The sequence below is a fragment of the Mucilaginibacter sp. OAE612 genome (assembly GCF_041806395.1).
In the GTDB taxonomy this organism is placed as follows: domain Bacteria; phylum Bacteroidota; class Bacteroidia; order Sphingobacteriales; family Sphingobacteriaceae; genus Mucilaginibacter; species Mucilaginibacter rubeus.
In genome coordinates this window covers 5807129-5827033 of record NZ_JBGMUW010000001.1, presented here as the reverse complement: position 1 = coordinate 5827033, position 19905 = coordinate 5807129, and the positions used below count along the sequence as shown (strand labels likewise).

Below are 19905 nucleotides of genomic sequence, written 5' to 3'. Positions count from 1 at the left end.
CAGGACGCTTTTACCTGTGACGTACTGCTGGATGAGGCAGAGGTCTACGGCGTGCGGCTGAGAGCGGTGATGAGTGACAGGAAAAGTATTGATGTGTTGCCGGTCGCGGGCTCTCCGGTAGTGATCGGGAAGCTGGCAGATGATGATTATATCGTGATCGCCTGCGATCAGATCGCCATGTACCGGATAACGACCGGGAACACAGTTCTGCGGGTCGACCCTGAAGGTTTATTGGTCAGTAAGGACGGAGATACCCTGGGGAAGATCCTGAATGACCTGGTCCGCGGCGTATTAAGTATCGCTGCTCCGAAGGACGTGCCCGCTATAACCGAATTGATTGAACGCATAAATGATCTTTTACCATGAGCCTGGATACACAAGATTTTAAAGCGGACCTGAAAGAGGTCTATACCCGGACCTATGAGGCGTCCGGGGACAGAGATGCGGCGCTGGACGCTTTTATCGATGCTTTTGCAGATAGGTTGGAAGCATATATCAGGACAGCCGACATCATATATAACAATGGTTTGACAGCCGGGAGCAACCCGATAACAGGAACTTTTAACGGGCATTTACAATGATTGATTACCTGATGGATGACAAAGACGATCTGCTGATCGTAAACGGCGACTTCGTTCGCGGTGAAAGTAACCAGCAGCAGCAGCGGAAGCTGCTGCTGGCTGAAAAGGGAGAATACCGGCAGGCGCCGCTGGCTACGGTCGGCACGTTCCAGTTTTTGAATGATGAAGGAAGTATCGCCGGTGAGGATTTGCTGCGTGAGATTAGGCTTCGCTTCAGTCAGGACGGCGTGGCGATCCAGGGCATGGGATTTGAAAACGGCTTTTTAAATATCAGAGGAGACTATGTCAAATAATAAGATAATTAAGGCAGGCCAGGCACTGGCCGATATCGCCACGCAGTACACGGGGACAGCGGAAAACGTGTTTGCGCTTGCTGCCCTGAACGGAATTGGGATAACGGATGCGCTGAAGCCAGGGGCAACGATAGATGCGGGTATGGTAAGCGTATTTGAAGTAGCCAGCTACTTCGCGACCTACGGCATCAGCCCCGCTTCGTCGGTTGCTGATGTACAGGTGCTTGCCCCCGCCGGGATAGAGTATTGGATAATTGAATACGATTTTATAGTAAGTTAATATGGCACAAACAATAGAATACTGGAACGGCCAGATCATCAGCAAGGTAAACAGCGATGAAACACTGGCGGCACTGGACCACACCAGCGCGGTGGCCGATTTTAAATTATGGGCTTATATTGTGGCCTTCGTAGCATGGACGGTCGACGTACTTTTTGACCTGCGCGCTGCCGAGATCACCGACACGCTGGCCACCAAAAAACCGCATACGTTGAACTGGTACCGGGAACTGGCGCTGCGCTTTCAATACGGGCAGACGCTCCTGCAGGATACTGATCAGTACCTGAACAGCGGCCTCAGCGATACGCAGATAGCAGCCCAGAAAATTATCAGCCAGGCGGCGGTTACAGAAAATACTGATGGCTCTGTCAGGATGAAAGTAGTGAAACAGGCAGGAGGCGACTACAGGCAGCTTTCCGATGACGAAAAGCTCGCGTTCAGTGCCTACGTCTTTGATACCAAGGATGCCGGGGTACGTGTTCACGTGGATAGCCTGCCTCCCGATGATCTTAAACTGGTACTGGATGTTTACTATGATCCGCTGGTACTCGACGGCGTAGGAGCCCGCATCGACGGAAACGGAGACACTCCGGTCATCGACGCGGTTAACGCTTACCTGCAAAACCTGCGGTTCAACGGAGAATTTGCCAAGACGCGGCTGATGGACCAGCTGCAGGCCGTGGAAGGCGTCGAGCTGGTGGGGATTTTAAGCGCGCAGTCGCGATATGGTATCCGTCCCTTTTCCGAGATCCAGGAGCGGCTCATACCGGATGCCGGTTACCTGAGGGTTATAGAGGATGGTTTCACCATAAATTATTACCCGTATGCCTGATTATGATAAGCTTTTCAATATCGGCTATGACAGGCTGATCATGGAATCCATACCCGGTTTCAAACGAAAACCGGTGCTATTCGCCTGGCTGCGCGCACTGTGCAGCCCCTTTGTGCTGCTTTACAACCGGTTGATGGTACGCCGGGCGGCAGATCTGTACAACCTCATGCATGATGGCAGGGTCTTCAGCCTCCGGGCGGTGCTGAACGACCGTTTTGATACCACTGGGCGGCGTATCTCCATAGCTGACGCTTTCGCCTTTGACCGGACCTTTATTTTCCGGACTGATGAAAATAAACCTTTGTTTGCCGGTACAATAGCGCTTCACAACCCCGGGGATTACGGCGATACAGGTGTAGACTTTATCGTCAACGTGCCCTCCGCGGTCCCGCTCAGCGCGCAGGACCTGGTAGAAATGAACGCCCTGGTGAGGTACTACAAACTGGCAGGAAAACGATTTTTAATATACAGAACGATATGAACAGATATGATTTTACACAGCCTGGCGGTTTCCCGTTTGACCAGGGTGTTCTTCAATTCATGCAGGATTGCATCAATACCGCGGCTTCGGCTGCAAACCTTTCGGGACCAATGTCGATCTTATCCGGCTGCGTGGCCAGCGGCGGGTCGGTCAGTAACGGCGTGGTGATCATTAACGGAGAGATCCTGCCTTTTACGGGCGGTGTCGCACAGGCCAAAGTCATCATTATGGAAGAAGCTACCGCGCTGACTTTCGAGGATAATGCCTCCCGGACGGTAAAGTATGTCCGTACAGCTAAATTCGGCGATAACGGTGTAAGCAGTTATCTATGGGCGAATTTTAAAAGAAATACGGCAGAAGGCGTGCTGGCCCGCCTTGATCGCTTAGAGGGGCTGCTAAGGCCATTTGCCGGTCCCGGAGGTATGGTTTGGTGGAAGGGGTCGATTGAAAATATTCCGGCTGGTTGGCAAGAGGTTGTTGATTGGCGGGGTAAATTGCCGATGCATTGGGATCCGGCCGATGCTGACTTTGACACAGTGGGAAAAATTGGCGGTGCAAAAGATGTAACCATGACGCTGGATAATTTAATAAAGCACACTCACCCTACTAATCGACCGCGTACCGATCATATCGGTGACCAGTATGAAGGCAATTCTTTGAAGAGCGACGATGATCGCGGCTTATATTCGGGAGATGCTATTGCTACTGGCCCTGCCGGAAGTGAAACGCCTACTCCAATGAAAACCATTAACCCCTACGTAACAGGCATGTGGATTGAGCCGATTCTCGGCTTTTTTGACTAAAAAAATTATAATACCATTATAAAGATGACAAGAGCACAATTAAAAGCATTTTTTACGAGAGGCGCAAAGCCTACCGCCGGGCAATTCGCTTCGTGGATTGATTCGTTTTGGCACAAAGATGACGATACTCTGCCTATTAGTAAGATTGGTGGCTTGTCTACCACGCTGGCCGGGAAAGCTGCAAACGAAGATTTACAAAATGAGGCTACCACACGCGCAGGCGCCGATGAGGATTTGCAAATGCAAATTGATGAACTGACAGAAAGCGGCGGCATAGGATATACAGCCGAAGATGTGGCTAATAAAAATATAGCAAATGGATACGCCGGGTTAGATGAAACTGGTAAAGTTTCGGCAAGCCAGTTACCCAGCTACGTAGATGATGTGCTGGAGTTTGCCAATTTCGTAGCATTACCCGCACCGGGCGAAGCTGGTAAAATTTACATTACCACGGATAATAATAATGAATACCGCTGGAGCGGTTCAACCTATATTCAAATCGTCGCATCACCGGGTACTACTGATGCGGTGCCCGAAGGTGCAACAAACAAGTACTTTACCATTTCAAGAGTTTTAAACTCCATTTTAACAGGTATCGGCTTTGGCACATCAACAGCGGTAGCCGCTACCGATAGCATATTGCAGGCTTTTGGAAAACTGCAGGCTCAAATAACGGCTCTGTTTAAAATTCCCACTGGAGGTACAGCCGGGCAAATACTTGCAAAAAACAGTAACGCCGATGGTGATTTGCATTGGATAAATCCACCTGTAGACGGCGCACAAGGCCCGGCAGGTGTTGGAGTGCCAAACGGCGGTACTGCTGGTCAAATACTGGCTAAAAACACCAATACCGATGGTGATACACATTGGATAAACGCACCCTCTGGAGGTGGCGGCGGTTCGTCCGAACCTTCCGGCCAAATTAAATCATTTAGGGTTGATTACGGCGCTGTAGGCGATGGCGTAACGGATGATACGGCGGCTATCAATGCAGCTTTGGCAGCTAATACAGCAATATTTGATACAGGCGATTTTTTGGTAACTAATTTGGTTAACAAATACGGCTGTAAAATATTAGGAGGCGCAAGGATTTTACAGCAAACGGCCAATATCAAACAGCAGATAAATACCGCTTATGCCGATTCTCCAATGATTTTTGGCGAAGAATATTTATCCGCTTTCCATAAGAAATTAATAGCAAAAACCCCTACCACGGTCGTGCTTTCAGGTGATAGCACGACTTATGGCGTTGGTTCGACAAGTGGATATGATCCAACCAGCTTGCTAATAGATATGACCGCGCGTCAATATGTCCAGTCGGCAGTTACATATGTTAATAACGGGCAGTCTGGTAGAACTTCGCAGGACTGGCTTAACACCTATTTAGCCGTTGACTTGGCTGCGAATCCTGATGTATTGATTCTGAGGTGGGGAATAAATGACGGTTGGATTCATCCGGGTACTTCAAAAGACCTTCTTGACCGGATTGATACCGGGCTGTCCACTATTAGGGCAAACGCCAATTTTACCCAGGATAAATTGTCTATCATTTTGCAATCCCAAAATACTACACAAGATGATAACCTTGACCATCGCGGTCAAATATGGAATGAAGAACTGAATAATGGCTTACGTGCACTGGCAAGAAAATATCAATGTTGTTTCATGGATATTTATGGGATATTTCAGGACAGTAAGAATTCAAGTGATTACTTGCTGCCTTATAGCAACGGAAATATTCACCCCAAAAACACCTTTTATGTGGAAATAGCAGCGAAGACATTTGAAGTTTTATTCCCGATATATTACCGGAATGGTGGAGTAAACAACCGGGGCCAAAGGGGTATTACAAATGCTGCCGCCCCGTCCACTTATCCTTTGGCCGTGTCCTTAGATTTTGTTTTAGTATCAGATGGTTTCCCGGTTAATGGCCTTATGATGACTACCAGAGGCGGACTTAATGACGCACAGGTTGTGCAGCGATTGAACAATTATGGCGGTTCAGAATCTATTGAATATTTCCGAACTGGTTTTGTTGGTGATGGAAATACTTTTAACGCTTGGGAAAAAGTTCAAAAGGTAATTACTCCGACTTACGTTGACAAGGGTGATTCAGGCAAGTTATTGACTACAGCCGCTTCACTATATCCATACGGTGTATCTGTTGATTTTGTGTTTAATGGAAACGGGTGGCCGATAAGTGGTATGTTGATAACCACTAAAGGAGGCTACGGTAATGGTGTTAGCATTATTCAGCGGTTGACCAATTATCAAAACCCTACAGTTGAATATATACGGGTTGGCTCATATGATAATTTTGGTACAAGTGGTTGGCAGGATTTTAAGCCCGTTCAACTTATTGCACCTGTTCAAACATTTTTTGATAACGGCATGTCTGGAGTAACCAGTACGAAGAACCCGGTGTTATGGAAAAATGGTTATTCAGCGGATTTTGTTCTCGCAAGCGATGGCTTCCCAATTAACGGGTTTTTAACTACTGTAAAATGTAGTGATCAATTGGTCAGACAGGAATTAACTTCCTATGATACCGCTACAAATATGTACGTGCGTGTCGGCTATACTGGGGGTGGGGGAAACTGGCAAGCTTGGAAACAAGTAACCTTAGTATAACAGGGATTGTTATATTTGGCTATGAAAAAAATGCTTTTGTTTTCAATTGTCATCAATATTATTTGCTTGCCGTTGGCATCAATCTATATCATTAGAAAGATACAGTTTTACAGCGATAATAACACCGATAGCAAAAGCACTTATAGCTTTAATATCTTCCAGAAAATTAAGAATTCTGAATATAAGCTTTTGACCACCGACACTTCGTCGGTGGTTTTTTTAGGTGATAGTTATACTCAAAACTTCGATGTAGCGGAGTTTTTTAACTCGGCTAATATTAAAAACAGAGGTATAATAGGAGATGGTATAGCTCAATTACGAAATAGGATAGATTATATTTTAGCTGGCAGGCCAAAAAAGATTTTTATAATGATTGGCATTAATGATTTACTTAATGGTGTTCCCGCGCAAGTTGTTGCAAATGGTGTAGATAGTTTGACAATGACTATTAAAAAAAGCTCTCCAACAACAAAGATTTATATTCAAAGTGTTATACCAACAAACTGGAAAACATACACCACAAATGAGCTCGTTTTACCTAAAATAAATGCATTAAACCAGCTTTTAAATGAGAACAGTAAAAGGAGTGGTATAACTTACATTGATTTATATCGGCTGTTTTTGGGCAAAAAAGGGATAAAACCAGAATATGACAGCGGAGATAGTTTACATTTAAACGGTAATGGTTATTTAGTATGGCATGATGCGTTAAAGCCTTATTTAAATTAATTGTCCATCAATGAATAATACCCAGTTTTTTTTATAATTAAATGATCTAACAGACGTATGTCTAATAATTCCGCTGCTTTTTTTAAACGCTCTGTTGTTTGATAATCTGCAAACGATGGGCTTTGCGGCGGTTTTAGCTGTTTTAGTAAAGAAAAAAAAATATCATTGCATTGTGAGGCTTTTAAAAGGCTTTTGAAAGGTATTTTTTAAACCAGACATCAAAAAAAAGCAGTTTTTGGGCGAAAAAAAAGGCCCTTTTTAAGCCGCTCAATCAAAGATTATTTCGGAAAAATCAGCAAAAAAACCTCGCATGTGGATTTAATTTTTTATCGCATGTCGAATTCGCGATTTTAAAAAGGCTTAAGATCATTAGCACGGAAATATCAATGTGCGTTTTTTGACACTTATGCTATGTGGCAAGATGCAAGAAACGCATCTGATTACATGGGCGATGCTTTACACCCACAGTCTGTATTTTACGCGTGGCAGGCTGATAAGCTTTTCAATGTTATTTTCCCGTCAATTTTCCGACCAGTCTTAAACAATAATTTTGTGCCTGGGAATGTATTCACAGCTACTCAACCACCATCCGATTATCCCTTGGGGTTGAGCCAATTCGAGGCGAGCTCAACATTTCCGGTTCAGGGGCAAGTAATCACATTCAGGTCAAAAGGTAGCAATGGTACAATAAATCAGTACGTACATGGCCGGGGCTTTTATGGAAATCAGTTTTGGTATAGGTCGGGTAGTACAAGTGACGGATGGTTCCCTTTTATAAGATTATTAGATGGTAATACCGTTGCATCAGGAATTTATACTACTGATCATTATGATTTTACAAACACCATTTCAACAGGTTTTTCAAGTGATCAGAACCTTAAAGGGTTTAGTGTTACTCCGATGAATTCAAGCGCGCGAGCAGCAATTATAGCCAGTATGTCTGTGATCAGCGGGATTAATATTAGATTAAGCTATGATTCCTCGGCTCCGGCAGTAGTAGGGTCTACTTTCGCGTGGACAGCGTTTCTTTGATCGTTGATGGATGTTCAGATGGTTCTATCCAGCTACACGATTGATCCCAACCTGTTGAGGGGCCTTCGTCAAGCGCAATCATTTTTTTGCCACACCATTTGCAAGTACGCTCATTTGGTTTGTATATCCAGTAATGAATATTATACCTACAAATAAGATTTTTAATATACAATAACATACCTTAGCTATTAAAACCATTCGTTAATACTGTAATATACCCAATTTAAAACTATTAACAAAATTACTTTTTTCATGTTTACTTTATTATAGTCAAACGGGGTATTTTAATTGGCGTAGACAGATTGATGACTATGTAAATAATTGATTAGCATTGAAGCCCCTTTAAAACTAAAGGGGCTTTTTGTTATCCATTAATGAATAATAACCTTTTGTCTTTATTATTAAATGATCTAAGAGGCGTATATCTAAAAGCTTCGCTGCCTTTTTTAATCGATCTGTCGCTTGATAATGTGCCAATGATGGGCGAAGCTCTACAGATGGATAATTGTGCAATTATGATATTTGTTGCCATGCTGCTTAATGCACAGGAAAGGTAAACTCTATGTCGAAATGTGTAGTATCGCTGTTGCCAGTATTTACACACCTGTCATATCACCGCTTAAACAACCTGAGCTGTTAGCAGGAAAACTGTCAATGGGCGGCGATAGCCGGTTCACATGCTCTTGACGGTTTTCCTGCGGAGCTATCTTTGTGACTGCGGTGCTGTTGACTAATCGAAAACCCGCGAGTGGGAAAGGCAGGTGTGTATGAGGAACGAATACCCTCCTGCCGCAGCCGCATGGCCATTTTCGTCTTTCAAAATGAAATATTTGTTTGTAGTAACATCCTAATTCAACGTGAAATGGTCCTGCCCCTGGATTTTCTCTTTCGTTTTCTCTTTTCCTCAATCTCACTTTCTGCAACGATGTTAGCACCTCCCATATACATTGGTTCCAGCATCACTTCCAGGAAGCCTGCAGCTGTCTTCCCCACTGCGGACGGCATCTCGCCCGTTGTCGTAAACAAACCATCAGCTACCCCCTGCGCAAGTTCATTCGCCACCGACCTGCTTTCATAATTCTGCGAAGCACCTTCAACCAATACACCCAGCTGTTCCCGCTGTGATATCTCGCCGTTCTTCTGTATATTGGCGTATGCCATCGTATCTTTAAGCTGCCTGTCAAATCCAAACAGACTATCAAAAAGAGACTCCCCGCTTTGTTTAAACGCTACCCGATCAAATTGGCCCATCTTTTTGGAATGCGTTTCGTTCTTGCCCCTCGAAGTGTTCATTGGGCTAAGCTTGATCTTATTGGTTATATCCTTACGACTGACGATAACCTGCACATGCATCTGCTCGCCCTCCTTACGTTCGCCCCGCTGTTTCAAACCCTGTTTTACTTCCGGATCATTATGGCTGTAATACCGATAGTTTTCCAGCTTGGCGAACCATAACAGGTCTTCCTTACCATTGACACCATTCCGGTTAAAGTTCCTGGCATAAGCATCCATCACCCTGACTGCAAATCCTTTCATCTGTTCTATAGAACCCTGTTCGCCAAATTGTTCTTTTAAGAACCTTATCTCTTTCTGACTCGGGCTGATATTGACCAGGAAAAACTTAGCGTCGTCTTTGCCCAGCTTGGCAACATTACCATCGATGCTGCGCATGACCTCATAAGGTTCGATCCTGATCCGCTGACCATTGAACCAGCATTCAGGTTTCTGTTTATGGTCAATCCTATTTTCTTTTTCCAGATAATTTACCAGCCCTGCGCTGCTACCTTTGTTTGCCGCTTCCTTGTTGTCCGTGATATTGATAAACATAAGTCTCCTGATACCCTAAAAAAGAATTAAGATTAATGATGATTAAAGCAAACTGACCTGTGATCTGGTAAGCGCGATCAGCTCATCCTTTTCCCGGCCTGAGGTCATCATACCGAAAGCGTCCCTGGATCTGATGTAACTGTCAAGAACAAACAGGAATTGCTTTTTTAAATGTTCCTTACTTTTTTGGCTTTTCGAGATCGTATTCATCAGGGCATCTATGCCGGTTAGCCTTTGCGCTAAGGCATGCTGATTATTCAGCAAATCCGTATTTGCCTTGAGAACCTGGGTATTGAAACTTTCTATGATCTTGCCCTGCGACACAAATATCCTGTCCATTTCTGTTTTAATCGGAATGAGCAACATATTCTCCTGGCTTTTGATAAAACCGATATACTGCTGATGATTTTTCATCAGTGCATTCTTTAATAGTTCATCATTCAGATCCAGCGGATCTTTCTTGCTCTTATAAAAGTAGTCGACCATCTGGATAAACACCTGCCGTTTGGTCCTGCCCAGTTTAAGGGCGATCTTTTCAAACTTCTGGTCTACCGCGACCGGATACCTCACTGATCTTACATTGATATCTTCTACTCTCATATATTCCATATTGATAGCATAGCTGTTTATACAGTTATGCCATAATTTCTATATACAGAATACTCCTAAGTATCCTGTTTTCTTTTATTTCACAGGCGGAAACGCCCTAAAGTATCCCCGGAGGATACGTAAATCCCCCGTAGCGAAGCGTAGGGCAAGCAAAGTAGGGCTCTGCCCAACTTCCGCTTGCTCCCTCCGCTTTTGCGAAGCGACCACCGCTTTTCTTCCTGATTTGCGAAGCAAATCATTACCTGTACAGCTATCGGCTGCACCGGGTTTATATATTATATAGCTCAATATCTGACTATGCCTATATCGGAATAATCAGTTATTCAGATATGCGGTTATCCGTATAGCCCGATATGCAGATATAACGATATAAAATATCGGGCTACACTTCTCAACCGGCAGGCCAGTAAACCTGGCTGCCGAGTTTGGGGTGGTATGACGGCTGATAACGGATGTAACCATATTCATCGAGTTCTTTGATACACTTATGATAGGTTGCGATAGAGGCGATCTTGCTAACCGTCATCATCGCCTTCCGGGTGATTGAAAAAGGGGTGGCATAACCATTCCGTTGCCAGTGAATGAACAGGCCTGTAAACAGGCTGACATGCGTTGCATTGAGCCGCTCGTCTTTGCTCATGCGTTTGAGCAACTTACTATAACCGGCAAGTTCACTGACCGCAATTTTATGAATACTCATTGCAGTCCTCCTTCCAGTAGCTTATTAATGTCGTCGAGCTTGTAATACATGATGCTGCCGATACGGGTATAACTCAATGTCCCGTTGATCCGCAGGTTCTGTAAGGTGCCCGGTGATATTTTGAGCAGCTTTCTTACTTCGTTACTTTTGAGCCATTTTTTGGACTGGCCCTGGCCATCCAGTTGAACCAGCCTTTTGATTTCTGTTAACAGTTCGCTTTTAAATTCATTCAGATCTCCTTTAGTGATCAGTTCGCTTGCATTCATAATCGCCTCCTTCGTTAAATCATTACTTAATACTTGTACCGTCCATACCGGGTACTAAGCAAAGATGTGGGCAAAGGGATATTTTTCATTACCATAAGCCAAGCTATGGTAACGGCAGTCAAAGCATCGTGCTGAAAAAGAGTGCGCTGAATAGTTTCGTGGCAATTGTTAATGTTTGCCTGCAAAAGAAAAGTGAACGTATGATCAGTTCTTAACCTGCCCTGCGTTTTGCAGGAACGATGTTAAAATGCTGGTTTTCGGCGGGGATGGCAGATGACCTGCCGCTCGGGTTACCTGCGTCACGCGGATAATAGCGCCGTACACGGTCTAACTTGATCGGCTCGCCGTCTTCCTGAAAGTACCGGCAAATCAGTTTGGCCCAGGTGATCGGCATCTGTGAAAATACCAGTTCCTTATCGCCAACTTTTAGCGCCTCGATCTTCTTGAAAAGGTCAACTACCGTGAGGAAATGACCACTGGTAATATTGATGGGATAATCGGTATCCAACTTCTCAGCCTCCCTGCGCTCATCCATCAGGCGTTGCACTTGTTCTTTGAGTATCTTGATCTGGCCTTCCTTCTCTGCAATGATCTCAGCCTGGGTACGGCCAAGGTTCCACTCATCAATACTTTGAAGATATTCTGCAAACCGATTAAGGTGAAACTTGTAGCGGAAGGTTTGGGCATGACTGGAAATATACCTGTCTTTTTGCCTTAACTGTACAACAGTATCCTGTATGACTTCCCACACATACCTGAAGAACTCCTGCTCAGTTGCATCATCGTATTCAGATAGAAAGAATTGGAGATGGTATTTGTAAACTTCATCGAATTCTTGTTCATTTTTTCGGTAAAGCAGGTTAAGAAAGTGGTTGTCCTCAACTTTTTTGTTCCAAAAAAATGGGCGGCCTATATCATTAGTGTCTTTATTAAAATCGAAAGGCGCCCGGTGTTTGAAGTATTGTTCTCGCATAGGTTAGACTTTAACCTAAAGTTAATAATTTAAGCAAAATTTGCATTTTGAAAACGGAAGAATATCGAACTATTTTAAAGGTTCAGCAAAAGGCTTGTGATTTCCGCATCGGTACGATCTCACCAGAACTTCCTCCAGGCACAGGTTTAAAGAAGGTCTGTATTTATAACTTCCTGATCGCCGGACTGGAAATTGGCCTACATGTATTGACCGTCTGTTGGCGGGTTAAGGTATCCCCGGGAATACCCCGAGCCAATTGAACGGACTTTATTGCAAACCTATTTTGCGGATGCTTTTGTTGCCTCTATCGGTAACATATAAAATCCCGTTTTTGTCGATCGCGATGTTTGTAGGGGCATTAAATGTCGCTGTCGTTAAATTACCGTCGCTGTTGCCAGTCCTCTTGGGGATGCCCGCGAAGGTGCTGACCGTGCCATTGGGCGTAACTTTACGGACAACGTTGTTTATCGGCTCGGCCACATAGATGTTGCCGCCGGCGTCGGCTACGATACCTGTTGGGTTACTAAACCTGGCAGCCGTGCCTTTACCGTCCAGGTACCCTGGTACGGTACTGCCGGCAAGCGTGGTCACATTTCCCCGGGTATCTATTTTGCGGATCGCGTTGTTGCCCCAGTCGGCTACGTAGAGGTTTCCGTTCGCATCGAAAGTCAGGCCGCTCAGGTAGCTAAAGTTCGCTTTCAGCCGGGGGCCGTCGCGGTAGCCGAAACTATATCCTGCGAATAGAGCCACATCGCCTGTTTGCGTTAGGGTACGGATGATACCGTTACTGTCGCTGAAATACAGCGTGTTGTTTTTATCCGTTACGATGGCTGCGCTGGTATTTATTCCCGGGAAGATTTCATAACCGCCGCTCCCGATCACTCCGCCAAATTTACTCGAGGCAAAGGTGGTTACAGTGCCGGAGTTATCGATCTTTCTGAATGCTCCGTTCCCGTTATCGATCACGTATATATTACCGGCATGGTCGGTGGCCACATTCCCGGGGAAATTGTACCTGGCATCGGCCAGGGTGCCGTTCACGAAACCTGGGGTGACCTGACCGCTGAATACAATGGCCTTACCGGTGGTATCGATCCGGTAGATCATATTAAAGTGAAAGTCGGATACATATACATTGCCGGGGCCGTCAACTGCGATACCCGTAGGCCATTCCATTAATTGGTACAGGTTGGGGTCGGTGCTGCCTAATGGCCGCACGTAGCTAGCCAATGTGGTTACCATCATGGTATATTGGTAGTTAAAAACTGGCCCAGTGACCTTTGCCGCACCACTGACGGACAGGCTCATATTACCTGTGCCCGCGCTAAGCGGGACGATCGCGGTTATGATGGTTTCCGTCGCAGCGGTAATTTCGGCCGGTTTACCATTGAACCATACTTTATTGTTCCGTGTGTCTGGATCAAATCCGCTCCCTTTAATTTGTACGACGGTACGGTAGGGGCCAGTATAAGTACTGAGAGACAATATAGTTGGTTTTAGGTCGGGACTACTGCCGTCCCCGTTACGCTCCGTATGTTGCTTTTTACATGTGGAAATTATAAGCAATAAGGCTATTAAAAGGGGGACCTTCGCGGTGCTGAGGTATTTTGTGACAGGTTGCATAAATAATTTAGCAATATACAAAATTTAAGTGTCGAGTTATAAAAGAAAGGCAACCTGTTAAATCTATAGAGAAAGTAGAGGGTTTGTCTTGCGGTTATAAATCACTTTAGATTTCTTTGAAAAACAGATATTTCGTATATTTGAAGTACAACGATTTATGGCCAAATACAGTTTTGTACAAATCGTTGAATGATCTTTCAGTGATTTATAACTCATTATAATTTAAGGACTTACAAGCAAGGTTCGATTCCCGCTCTAAAACATCTTCATGTCGCAATGACCCCACCTCAAAAAGTTGGTTTTATTCACCTCATCCAACACTTTGTCACCGCAATATTAACTAACCTTTGAATCTTTTATATAATAACGTTCAAGGGTCTCTTTTAATAAACTCATGTCGGTCTGTTCAACAAGCCGGATCAATTTTTTTCCATCATAGGCAATGTCGATCTGATTTGGCTTAAGGCTACCGGCATTCAATTTCGTCAAATATGCTTTGCCTTCATTGTCGAATTTTCCCGAATTGATAAATGCCGCTTTAATCTTATACTGTTTGTAATAACCGGTTGCGTGATGTTTTTTGAAAGAAAGTAGAGTGCGTGCAAAGAACCACTTCAGCGTGTTCTTCGTTTGATAATCCCCCAAAGGTAAATTGTAATTCTTCATGCTACCTTTGAGTTCGACGACAATGATTTCTTTGGTGTTATTCGACCAAATCACAAGATCGTACTCATAGTATCGTCCTTCTTCTCCGAGATCATCCATGGCTAATAATTTCCCAGACTGGTCAATGTTGCAAAGTGGGTACAATTGCCTGAACAACTGATACATGAGCGACTGAAAAAAGTCTCCGATTAGATTTTGAAGATTGAACTTATTGCCAGTCTGATCAATTAAATCCAGGGTATCCGAGATCACCAACACCGGATCGATGTGATGGGATTGCCCGGTTTGCTCGCTTATTTTAATAGTAGCCGTATTATTGATAACATCGTAGATGCCGGTGCCAAAAAAGGCGGCCATGTTATAGGTTAGGATGCCTAACGACCGGGCCCTGTTTAGGGCTTCACCCGATATTTCCTTGTAGACAAGGACAGGGATGATTTTTCTCTCTTTGCGGGTATGATTAAGCAGCACTTGAACCCGACCAAAAAAACCGTCAAGATCAAAAATTTCGTAGCTTCGGCTGAGGACAACGTCAATTACTACCAATGCATGTTTGGCGTTTTTTAGGTGCTTTCCTCCGTAAGTCGTGTTGATACCGGTCGTTTGCGTATACGCAAAAGCATCCCAAACGAAATTATTATGTGTTGCACCCAATGATGGGGTTTTACGGCTACGATAGATCACATTTTCGTTATCTATCAGGTTAAGGTTTTCAAGACTGGTCAGTATATCGTAAATGAAGATCGAATCGGTCACCATGGCCGCAAAATGATTCGCAAGTAGGCTTTCAATAGTGGGTTGATCCACATAGTTAGCGACCAGGTATTTCACATTATTCTTGTCCTTGTGAATACTTACCAGGTTAAAATGGTTTATTTCTAAAATTATATCATCTAGCGCCGGATTTTTACTGTTGGATGGTTTTAACTGGCTACTGGTAATCTTCAGGGCCTCGTAATACGAAAGTACGCCGCCGCTTTTTTTAATGGCTGAGAGGAGTCGAAAAATTGGCGGACGCCTTCCCCGAGCCAATCCAATGAGATCATCAAAGCTGACGGTTTTAAATTGGGAATAATAAACGAACATGCCTTTCCCAAACGATACTGGATTGCTAGACTGCACAAAACCTTTTTGGACAAAGCGCTCTATGATCTTTCTTGCGGACGGATTTGTTTTCTTTAAGTTTTTGACAAGTTTATCACGTAATTCGTCACCGAAATAATACCGATTATTTTTTTGAAAAAGAGCTTGTAAATAGGCGTCCGGGTCTTGGTTTAGGATAGGTTTTGTCACACTGCTCTTATATTATTTTAATTTCTGATGATACAGTTAATAAGCTATATAGTATATAAGTAGTAAAGCTAATTAATTGCATGTTTAAAAGTTTATGATTGTTTATATTCTGACCACAGTTCGCTACTGTTAAATAAACAAAAACAAGTAAACAGCCTTAAATTTTCCTAATTCAGTAAACGCCCCTCCCCTGATACCTCCTCCAAACCAAGTATTCAACACAAATTAATAGATCAACTAGCTTCTTATCTGCAAATTATCAATGATAATAAATAGTTATCTATCGTTGGCTGGAATGACTTAAACAAATTTAAGTGATGAAATACTAGCTGCTATTGGGTGAGAAGCAACCTCTAGTTCAATTGCAGATAGGTAAGTCGTTATTATGACATAGTCAAAAGCTCTATGGAACGAAATTTATAATTGCAAACGAGCGTTTAAAGGTCTATTTGTGAGGAAAATATATGTTTTACAAACTGTGTAATCCCAAATATATAGGAAATCAAATCGTTTGTCCTGAGTCGACGCTATGCGGCTTTCGTTTTCGAATCGAAGTTTGCATATCGAGCAGACAATTCCTTTTCTGCTTCGTCGAAGACATTCATCTTACCGTTTGAATCTATTATTTCTATAACTGTGGCAAATGACTGTTTGTATTGATTGTTTAGCTTGCCACGCACAAAAAGCCGTAGACGGAGCTCCCAATCACCAGTGAGATAACCCCGTGTAAATTCTTTTTCAAATTGTAATATCGGGTTCCAGGCTAAACCGTACTTGCTGGATGAGGTAATCGAAGTTACTTTAAACCCAACTATAACCAATATCTCTACGTTTGAATCAGAACAACTTAAGCTTATAGAAGCTAAATTCAATAAGGAATTAAGTGAAGTATTAAATAAATTAAAAGCGAATACATTTTGTCTTGTCTCTCAAAAGAAAATAAAAGTCCTCGTAGTACAATATTACCAGGCATTATGTTTACTTCAAAAACAAGCGTTGGTAAACTTGCAAGGATACCCTGCAGATCATCCGTTATTTTATACAGGCGAAAATTTATTGCAATACCTTCAAAACATTGAAAATAAAATCAATTTGCGTTATGAGATCTATTTAAAAGATGCCCGACCTCTTCCCATCAATAAAAATAGCAATGATAAAAATAGCAATGTTAAAATAATGTGCAAGCTAAGCGTTGATCAGCTCGGTATTATTTTGAAAGCCGCGGATGATGTTAAGCTCATAATCGCGAGTTCCTTGAGTATCATATTTCGAATGGTCGTCCCATTTTTAGCTACCGAGAAAAAGACCAATATTTCGTGGGATAGCATGCGAAAAACTACCTATGTCATGGAACAGCGAGACAAAGATGTCGTTATCGCTATTTTAGAAAAGCTTATATCGCGGATCAAAGAATATTAATGAAGCTTATACCAAACACCTAACACAGAATGAACTTGGCTGCCGAAGGTCACTTTAGTTAATTTTTAGTTGGAAAGAGATGGTTCGGTTGGTCGTAAAATATTTGAATAGCATTTTGTTCGGGCAAACATTTAGGGAATTTCTTAATAGGCGAGGTTATTCCCAAGCCGAACCCCGGACCAAACAGGGCTCATTCAGTACAATCTGATGATAGCAAAATATATATAGTCGTAAATTACGTCAATGCCAGCAGCGAATCAGCAGGTTACCGATGATGGTCTGCCATATTTTATGCGTCACCTATTTTAATCCTTAGTTCAGACCACTTTTGATTCAATGAACTTGACCTAGCAACATCTAATATTAAGAAAAATCTCTAACACCTCATTTAAAACAGAGGCATTAGAGATTTTGGCAATTTTGTGAAATAATTTAATTGATTACTTTGTATCTAACTTATATTTTCACAAACCCCCATTGCTGATTTTTGCCCCCGAAGTAATCAAGTTGGTCAACTGCGCTACCATTTCTGAATGGAACTGCGGGATCAGTCCCTAAAGTAACTTCCAGGGCTTTTCCGCTATTTACGTTGATGATTTTATAGAATCCATCGTAGGTTGGCTGAATTAACCAGTTTTGATTGGGGGTGCCAGTACCTGTATAATCCCACATATCCACGGCACCGCCGTTAGCGCCAGACCAACCCCATACCTCTAAACATTTCCCGCCAACATGCATAGGGGTTAACAGGTAGCTGCCATTTGCCGCAGCTTGCACTTTAAATTGCTGATTTGCTCCGGATACATAATCCCATTGATCTGCCAGCGACCCATTAGCAGTTGCCCAGCCACCGATCTCCAAAGGCTTAAAACTATATCTATTGATGATTTGGTACACACTACCAACCTGAAATACTTGGGATGCTCCGGTTTGTGCCCCTTGTACAAGGGCCGCTAAATCCCGTTGATCCTTTACGGCGTAAGTCGACCTGTTAATGAGCGAACCGATATCCCAAAGAAATGGATGAATACCATTCGCTAATGCCTGGTGCATATTGTAATTATACCAATACGCCCTGGAAGCAAGATTGAAGTTTAAAGAGTCTCCCGTAAGGTTTCGGTCCATTACCGCAAATTCGCCCATTATTACCGGGATTCCATGGTCAACGAATTTTGTTTTCATCATTTGGAAATTTCCGCTAATGGTCGATTCCTCACCCCATGTCGGATTGTTCGCAACATCGAAGGTGGTGTGATATCCCGAGCCCCAATAAAAAAATCTGTTACCATATGATTGGTCGGCGTCCAACAAACAGAAGTTCCAGGGAGTGTAGTTATGGATTTCCACCATCAAACGGTTGGATGCCGGATCTGTTGGCATAGTGTTCATCAGATTGTTCGTATAAACAATATCACCTCCTTTGGGCCCCTGGATAACCAGCGTCCTGTAGCTGTTGTGCCCGCCGGTTGACCTCACCGCGTTGATAAAAGTTTGATGATAAGAAAGCAGAACTCTCATCCCTATGCTATCCGTTGCATTAGGTTCATTCGTGCTGGCAAAAAGCAGGTGTTGATCAAAACCACGCATTTGTGTTGCAATTTGTTCCCAAAGTGCTTTTTGTTTGGCGTTAACGGCGGCCTGCGCGGTGGTAGTGCAATTAAGCTCCAACCATCCGCCGTCCCAATGTATATTTAATATCGCATACATCCCATCGTTAACGCAGTATTGCACCACCTGCTGCACACGGGCAAGCCAGGCCGGGTCTATTTTTGAGGTTGTTGAATCCGGTACATGTGACCAATTCCAATTGCAAGGGATCCTTATAGCGTTAAACCCCCTTTGTTTATAGCTGTCGATAAGTGCCTGGGTAATATTGGGGTTTCCCCACCCGTTTTCGTTATTTGGGGCTTCCATAGTGTTGCCAATATTAATACCCAACGTCATATTTGCAGCGATTTGAGTTGCTGTACTGGTCATTCCTGTTTGATCGGGTGCTAGCGGCGAAATATTGTAACTCGGATAACTGGTGGCGGTTAGCGTTTTAGTGCTCGTTTTAACAAGCGATTTAACGTCCGGAGAAGCGATTTGTTGCTTCTTGCACCTTGTCAATGCCGGGATTGCAAGAATGCATAAAAAATAACTTAAAATTTTCTTCATAAAAAAATTGGTTAAACTGGCGGCATTTAAATTTGCCACTATTAATAAATTGGTTAATTGCGAGTGTAAGTGTCAGACAGCATGGTGAAATGAGCACATATATCATTGCCTTTTAGGCTTATGTAGATATTGGCATAGGTAGTTATGTTGAAAACTGCTTTTAGCAAACGGTGTATTAAAAAGATTAATAATAAGGCAGTTGCCATTTCGCATAAGGCGGATTTAAACATTAGTATCATTATTCGATAGGATAAAATGGCCTGAATCGGTTTATTTATGTATTGGTTAAATCTTGTTTTTCAATGCAGAAGGACAATTAATGGAAACAATGCAATTACAGTTAACATAATACAACCGTTGGAACAACGGGCATGTTTAATTAGCGATAATTGAATTGGTACCAGGTTTATAATTGATTAGTAAAACTACAGAAGAGATAATCTAATGATGGGAGGTAAAAGTTAGAAAATACGGCTGTAAATGTTAATTTTTTTAAAAAAAGCACGGGTTCTGTAGGTGTTTTGTACAAACAGTTGTCTTATCTGAAATAGAATTTATAAAATGGTGTAGAGACTCTGTGTTAACTACATAATTAACCGTAACTAAGAGTATTTCAGTACTTTTTGAACAGACGATCCGGATACCCTCTTAAGCGACAACCTGTAACAAGCTTCATTTCAATGTAAGTTCAGGTATGGCCATACATGGTA

The 19905-nt window shown here is 43.1% G+C and carries 22 protein-coding genes; 12 read left to right on the top strand and 10 right to left on the bottom strand.

The annotated features are described in order from the left end of the window. Positions 1 to 69 precede the first annotated feature (69 nt). Genes ABID99_RS24200 through ABID99_RS24160 form a run of 9 tightly spaced genes read left to right on the top strand, consistent with a single transcriptional unit; the run spans position 70 to position 6630 of the window. A complete protein-coding gene (locus ABID99_RS24200; protein WP_373615362.1) occupies positions 70 to 366 on the top strand; it encodes a hypothetical protein in 297 nt (98 codons plus the stop codon). Further along, entirely contained in the window at positions 363 to 581 is a 219-nt protein-coding gene (locus ABID99_RS24195; RefSeq protein ID WP_373615361.1) for a hypothetical protein, read from the top strand. The genes ABID99_RS24200 and ABID99_RS24195 overlap by 4 nt, the downstream gene beginning before the upstream one ends. Continuing rightward, positions 578 to 874, top strand: coding sequence for a hypothetical protein (locus tag ABID99_RS24190; protein ID WP_373615360.1), 297 nt, complete (start codon positions 578 to 580; stop codon positions 872 to 874). The genes ABID99_RS24195 and ABID99_RS24190 overlap by 4 nt, the downstream gene beginning before the upstream one ends. Then, the gene (locus tag ABID99_RS24185) at positions 864 to 1154 is read left to right on the top strand and encodes a hypothetical protein (RefSeq protein WP_373615359.1); all 291 of its coding nucleotides are present in this window, start codon (positions 864 to 866) and stop codon (positions 1152 to 1154) included. Before ABID99_RS24190 ends, ABID99_RS24185 begins: the two co-directional genes overlap by 11 nt. A gap of 1 nt (position 1155) precedes the next feature. After that, entirely contained in the window at positions 1156 to 1986 is an 831-nt protein-coding gene (locus tag ABID99_RS24180; RefSeq protein ID WP_373615358.1) for a hypothetical protein, read from the top strand. Further along, positions 1979 to 2467 (top strand): hypothetical protein, encoded by a 489-nt coding sequence (locus ABID99_RS24175; RefSeq protein WP_373615357.1) that lies wholly within the window; start codon positions 1979 to 1981, stop codon positions 2465 to 2467. Before ABID99_RS24180 ends, ABID99_RS24175 begins: the two co-directional genes overlap by 8 nt. Further along, positions 2464 to 3270 (top strand): hypothetical protein, encoded by an 807-nt coding sequence (locus ABID99_RS24170; RefSeq protein WP_373615356.1) that lies wholly within the window; start codon positions 2464 to 2466, stop codon positions 3268 to 3270. Before ABID99_RS24175 ends, ABID99_RS24170 begins: the two co-directional genes overlap by 4 nt. A gap of 24 nt (positions 3271 to 3294) precedes the next feature. After that, positions 3295 to 5901: an SGNH/GDSL hydrolase family protein gene (locus ABID99_RS24165; RefSeq protein ID WP_373615355.1), complete on the top strand. Its 2607-nt coding sequence runs from the start codon at positions 3295 to 3297 to the stop codon at positions 5899 to 5901. Between the two features lie 21 nt (positions 5902 to 5922). After that, on the top strand, positions 5923 to 6630 hold the full coding sequence (locus tag ABID99_RS24160) for a GDSL-type esterase/lipase family protein (protein ID WP_373615354.1): 708 nt from the start codon (positions 5923 to 5925) through the stop codon (positions 6628 to 6630). Here ABID99_RS24160 and ABID99_RS24155 read toward each other — a convergent pair. After that, positions 6627 to 6791: a JAB domain-containing protein gene (locus ABID99_RS24155; protein ID WP_373615930.1), complete on the bottom strand. Its 165-nt coding sequence runs from the start codon at positions 6789 to 6791 to the stop codon at positions 6627 to 6629. The two genes, ABID99_RS24160 and ABID99_RS24155, sit on opposite strands and share 4 nt — an antisense overlap. Before the next feature lie 250 nt (positions 6792 to 7041). Between ABID99_RS24155 and ABID99_RS24150 the strand changes: the two genes are divergently transcribed. Then, positions 7042 to 7662 (top strand): hypothetical protein, encoded by a 621-nt coding sequence (locus tag ABID99_RS24150; RefSeq protein ID WP_373615353.1) that lies wholly within the window; start codon positions 7042 to 7044, stop codon positions 7660 to 7662. A gap of 348 nt (positions 7663 to 8010) precedes the next feature. Here the strand turns inward: ABID99_RS24150 and ABID99_RS24145 are convergent, their stop codons facing one another. From ABID99_RS24145 to ABID99_RS24120, 6 genes are all read right to left on the bottom strand, one after another. Beyond that, positions 8011 to 8139, bottom strand: a complete 129-nt coding sequence (locus ABID99_RS24145; protein WP_373615929.1) for a JAB domain-containing protein — start codon at positions 8137 to 8139, stop codon at positions 8011 to 8013. A 375-nt stretch (positions 8140 to 8514) separates the two neighbouring features. After that, complete coding sequence (locus ABID99_RS24140) at positions 8515 to 9489, bottom strand: DUF5712 family protein (protein WP_373615352.1); 975 nt, start codon at positions 9487 to 9489, stop codon at positions 8515 to 8517. Positions 9490 to 9531: 42 nt separating this feature from the next. Beyond that, positions 9532 to 10098 (bottom strand): BfmA/BtgA family mobilization protein, encoded by a 567-nt coding sequence (locus ABID99_RS24135; protein ID WP_373615351.1) that lies wholly within the window; start codon positions 10096 to 10098, stop codon positions 9532 to 9534. Positions 10099 to 10489: 391 nt separating this feature from the next. Then, positions 10490 to 10798, bottom strand: coding sequence for a hypothetical protein (locus ABID99_RS24130; protein ID WP_373615350.1), 309 nt, complete (start codon positions 10796 to 10798; stop codon positions 10490 to 10492). After that, entirely contained in the window at positions 10795 to 11064 is a 270-nt protein-coding gene (locus ABID99_RS24125; protein WP_373615349.1) for a helix-turn-helix domain-containing protein, read from the bottom strand. The genes ABID99_RS24130 and ABID99_RS24125 overlap by 4 nt, the downstream gene beginning before the upstream one ends. A gap of 211 nt (positions 11065 to 11275) precedes the next feature. After that, the gene (locus ABID99_RS24120) at positions 11276 to 12037 is read right to left on the bottom strand and encodes a hypothetical protein (RefSeq protein WP_373615348.1); all 762 of its coding nucleotides are present in this window, start codon (positions 12035 to 12037) and stop codon (positions 11276 to 11278) included. A gap of 47 nt (positions 12038 to 12084) precedes the next feature. On the opposite strand from ABID99_RS24120, the gene ABID99_RS24115 reads away from it, so the two are divergent. Continuing rightward, complete coding sequence (locus ABID99_RS24115) at positions 12085 to 12297, top strand: hypothetical protein (RefSeq protein WP_373615347.1); 213 nt, start codon at positions 12085 to 12087, stop codon at positions 12295 to 12297. A gap of 7 nt (positions 12298 to 12304) precedes the next feature. Here ABID99_RS24115 and ABID99_RS24110 read toward each other — a convergent pair whose 3' ends face one another. Together ABID99_RS24110 and ABID99_RS24105 are read right to left on the bottom strand one after the other, a co-directional pair. Beyond that, positions 12305 to 13522, bottom strand: a complete 1218-nt coding sequence (locus ABID99_RS24110) for an IPT/TIG domain-containing protein (RefSeq protein WP_373615346.1) — start codon at positions 13520 to 13522, stop codon at positions 12305 to 12307. Between the two features lie 474 nt (positions 13523 to 13996). Then, positions 13997 to 15619: a hypothetical protein gene (locus ABID99_RS24105; RefSeq protein ID WP_373615345.1), complete on the bottom strand. Its 1623-nt coding sequence runs from the start codon at positions 15617 to 15619 to the stop codon at positions 13997 to 13999. Positions 15620 to 16393: 774 nt separating this feature from the next. Between ABID99_RS24105 and ABID99_RS24100 the strand changes: the two genes are divergently transcribed. After that, positions 16394 to 17038: a hypothetical protein gene (locus tag ABID99_RS24100; protein WP_373615344.1), complete on the top strand. Its 645-nt coding sequence runs from the start codon at positions 16394 to 16396 to the stop codon at positions 17036 to 17038. 456 nt (positions 17039 to 17494) lie between these two features. Here the strand turns inward: ABID99_RS24100 and ABID99_RS24095 are convergent, their stop codons facing one another. Beyond that, entirely contained in the window at positions 17495 to 19195 is a 1701-nt protein-coding gene (locus ABID99_RS24095; RefSeq protein ID WP_373615343.1) for a cellulase family glycosylhydrolase, read from the bottom strand. Positions 19196 to 19905: the final 710 nt, after the last annotated feature.

Coding starts and splice junctions, on each gene's coding strand:
- ABID99_RS24200 (WP_373615362.1), top strand. CDS start 70: ATGAGTGACAGGAAAAGTATTGATGTGTTGCCGGTCGCGGGCTCTCCG.
- ABID99_RS24195 (WP_373615361.1), top strand. CDS start 363: ATGAGCCTGGATACACAAGATTTTAAAGCGGACCTGAAAGAGGTCTAT.
- ABID99_RS24190 (WP_373615360.1), top strand. CDS start 578: ATGATTGATTACCTGATGGATGACAAAGACGATCTGCTGATCGTAAAC.
- ABID99_RS24185 (WP_373615359.1), top strand. CDS start 864: ATGTCAAATAATAAGATAATTAAGGCAGGCCAGGCACTGGCCGATATC.
- ABID99_RS24180 (WP_373615358.1), top strand. CDS start 1,156: ATGGCACAAACAATAGAATACTGGAACGGCCAGATCATCAGCAAGGTA.
- ABID99_RS24175 (WP_373615357.1), top strand. CDS start 1,979: ATGCCTGATTATGATAAGCTTTTCAATATCGGCTATGACAGGCTGATC.
- ABID99_RS24170 (WP_373615356.1), top strand. CDS start 2,464: ATGAACAGATATGATTTTACACAGCCTGGCGGTTTCCCGTTTGACCAG.
- ABID99_RS24165 (WP_373615355.1), top strand. CDS start 3,295: ATGACAAGAGCACAATTAAAAGCATTTTTTACGAGAGGCGCAAAGCCT.
- ABID99_RS24160 (WP_373615354.1), top strand. CDS start 5,923: ATGAAAAAAATGCTTTTGTTTTCAATTGTCATCAATATTATTTGCTTG.
- ABID99_RS24150 (WP_373615353.1), top strand. CDS start 7,042: ATGTGGCAAGATGCAAGAAACGCATCTGATTACATGGGCGATGCTTTA.
- ABID99_RS24140 (WP_373615352.1), bottom strand. CDS start 9,489: ATGTTTATCAATATCACGGACAACAAGGAAGCGGCAAACAAAGGTAGC.
- ABID99_RS24135 (WP_373615351.1), bottom strand. CDS start 10,098: ATGGAATATATGAGAGTAGAAGATATCAATGTAAGATCAGTGAGGTAT.
- ABID99_RS24130 (WP_373615350.1), bottom strand. CDS start 10,798: ATGAGTATTCATAAAATTGCGGTCAGTGAACTTGCCGGTTATAGTAAG.
- ABID99_RS24125 (WP_373615349.1), bottom strand. CDS start 11,064: ATGAATGCAAGCGAACTGATCACTAAAGGAGATCTGAATGAATTTAAA.
- ABID99_RS24120 (WP_373615348.1), bottom strand. CDS start 12,037: ATGCGAGAACAATACTTCAAACACCGGGCGCCTTTCGATTTTAATAAA.
- ABID99_RS24095 (WP_373615343.1), bottom strand. CDS start 19,195: ATGAAGAAAATTTTAAGTTATTTTTTATGCATTCTTGCAATCCCGGCA.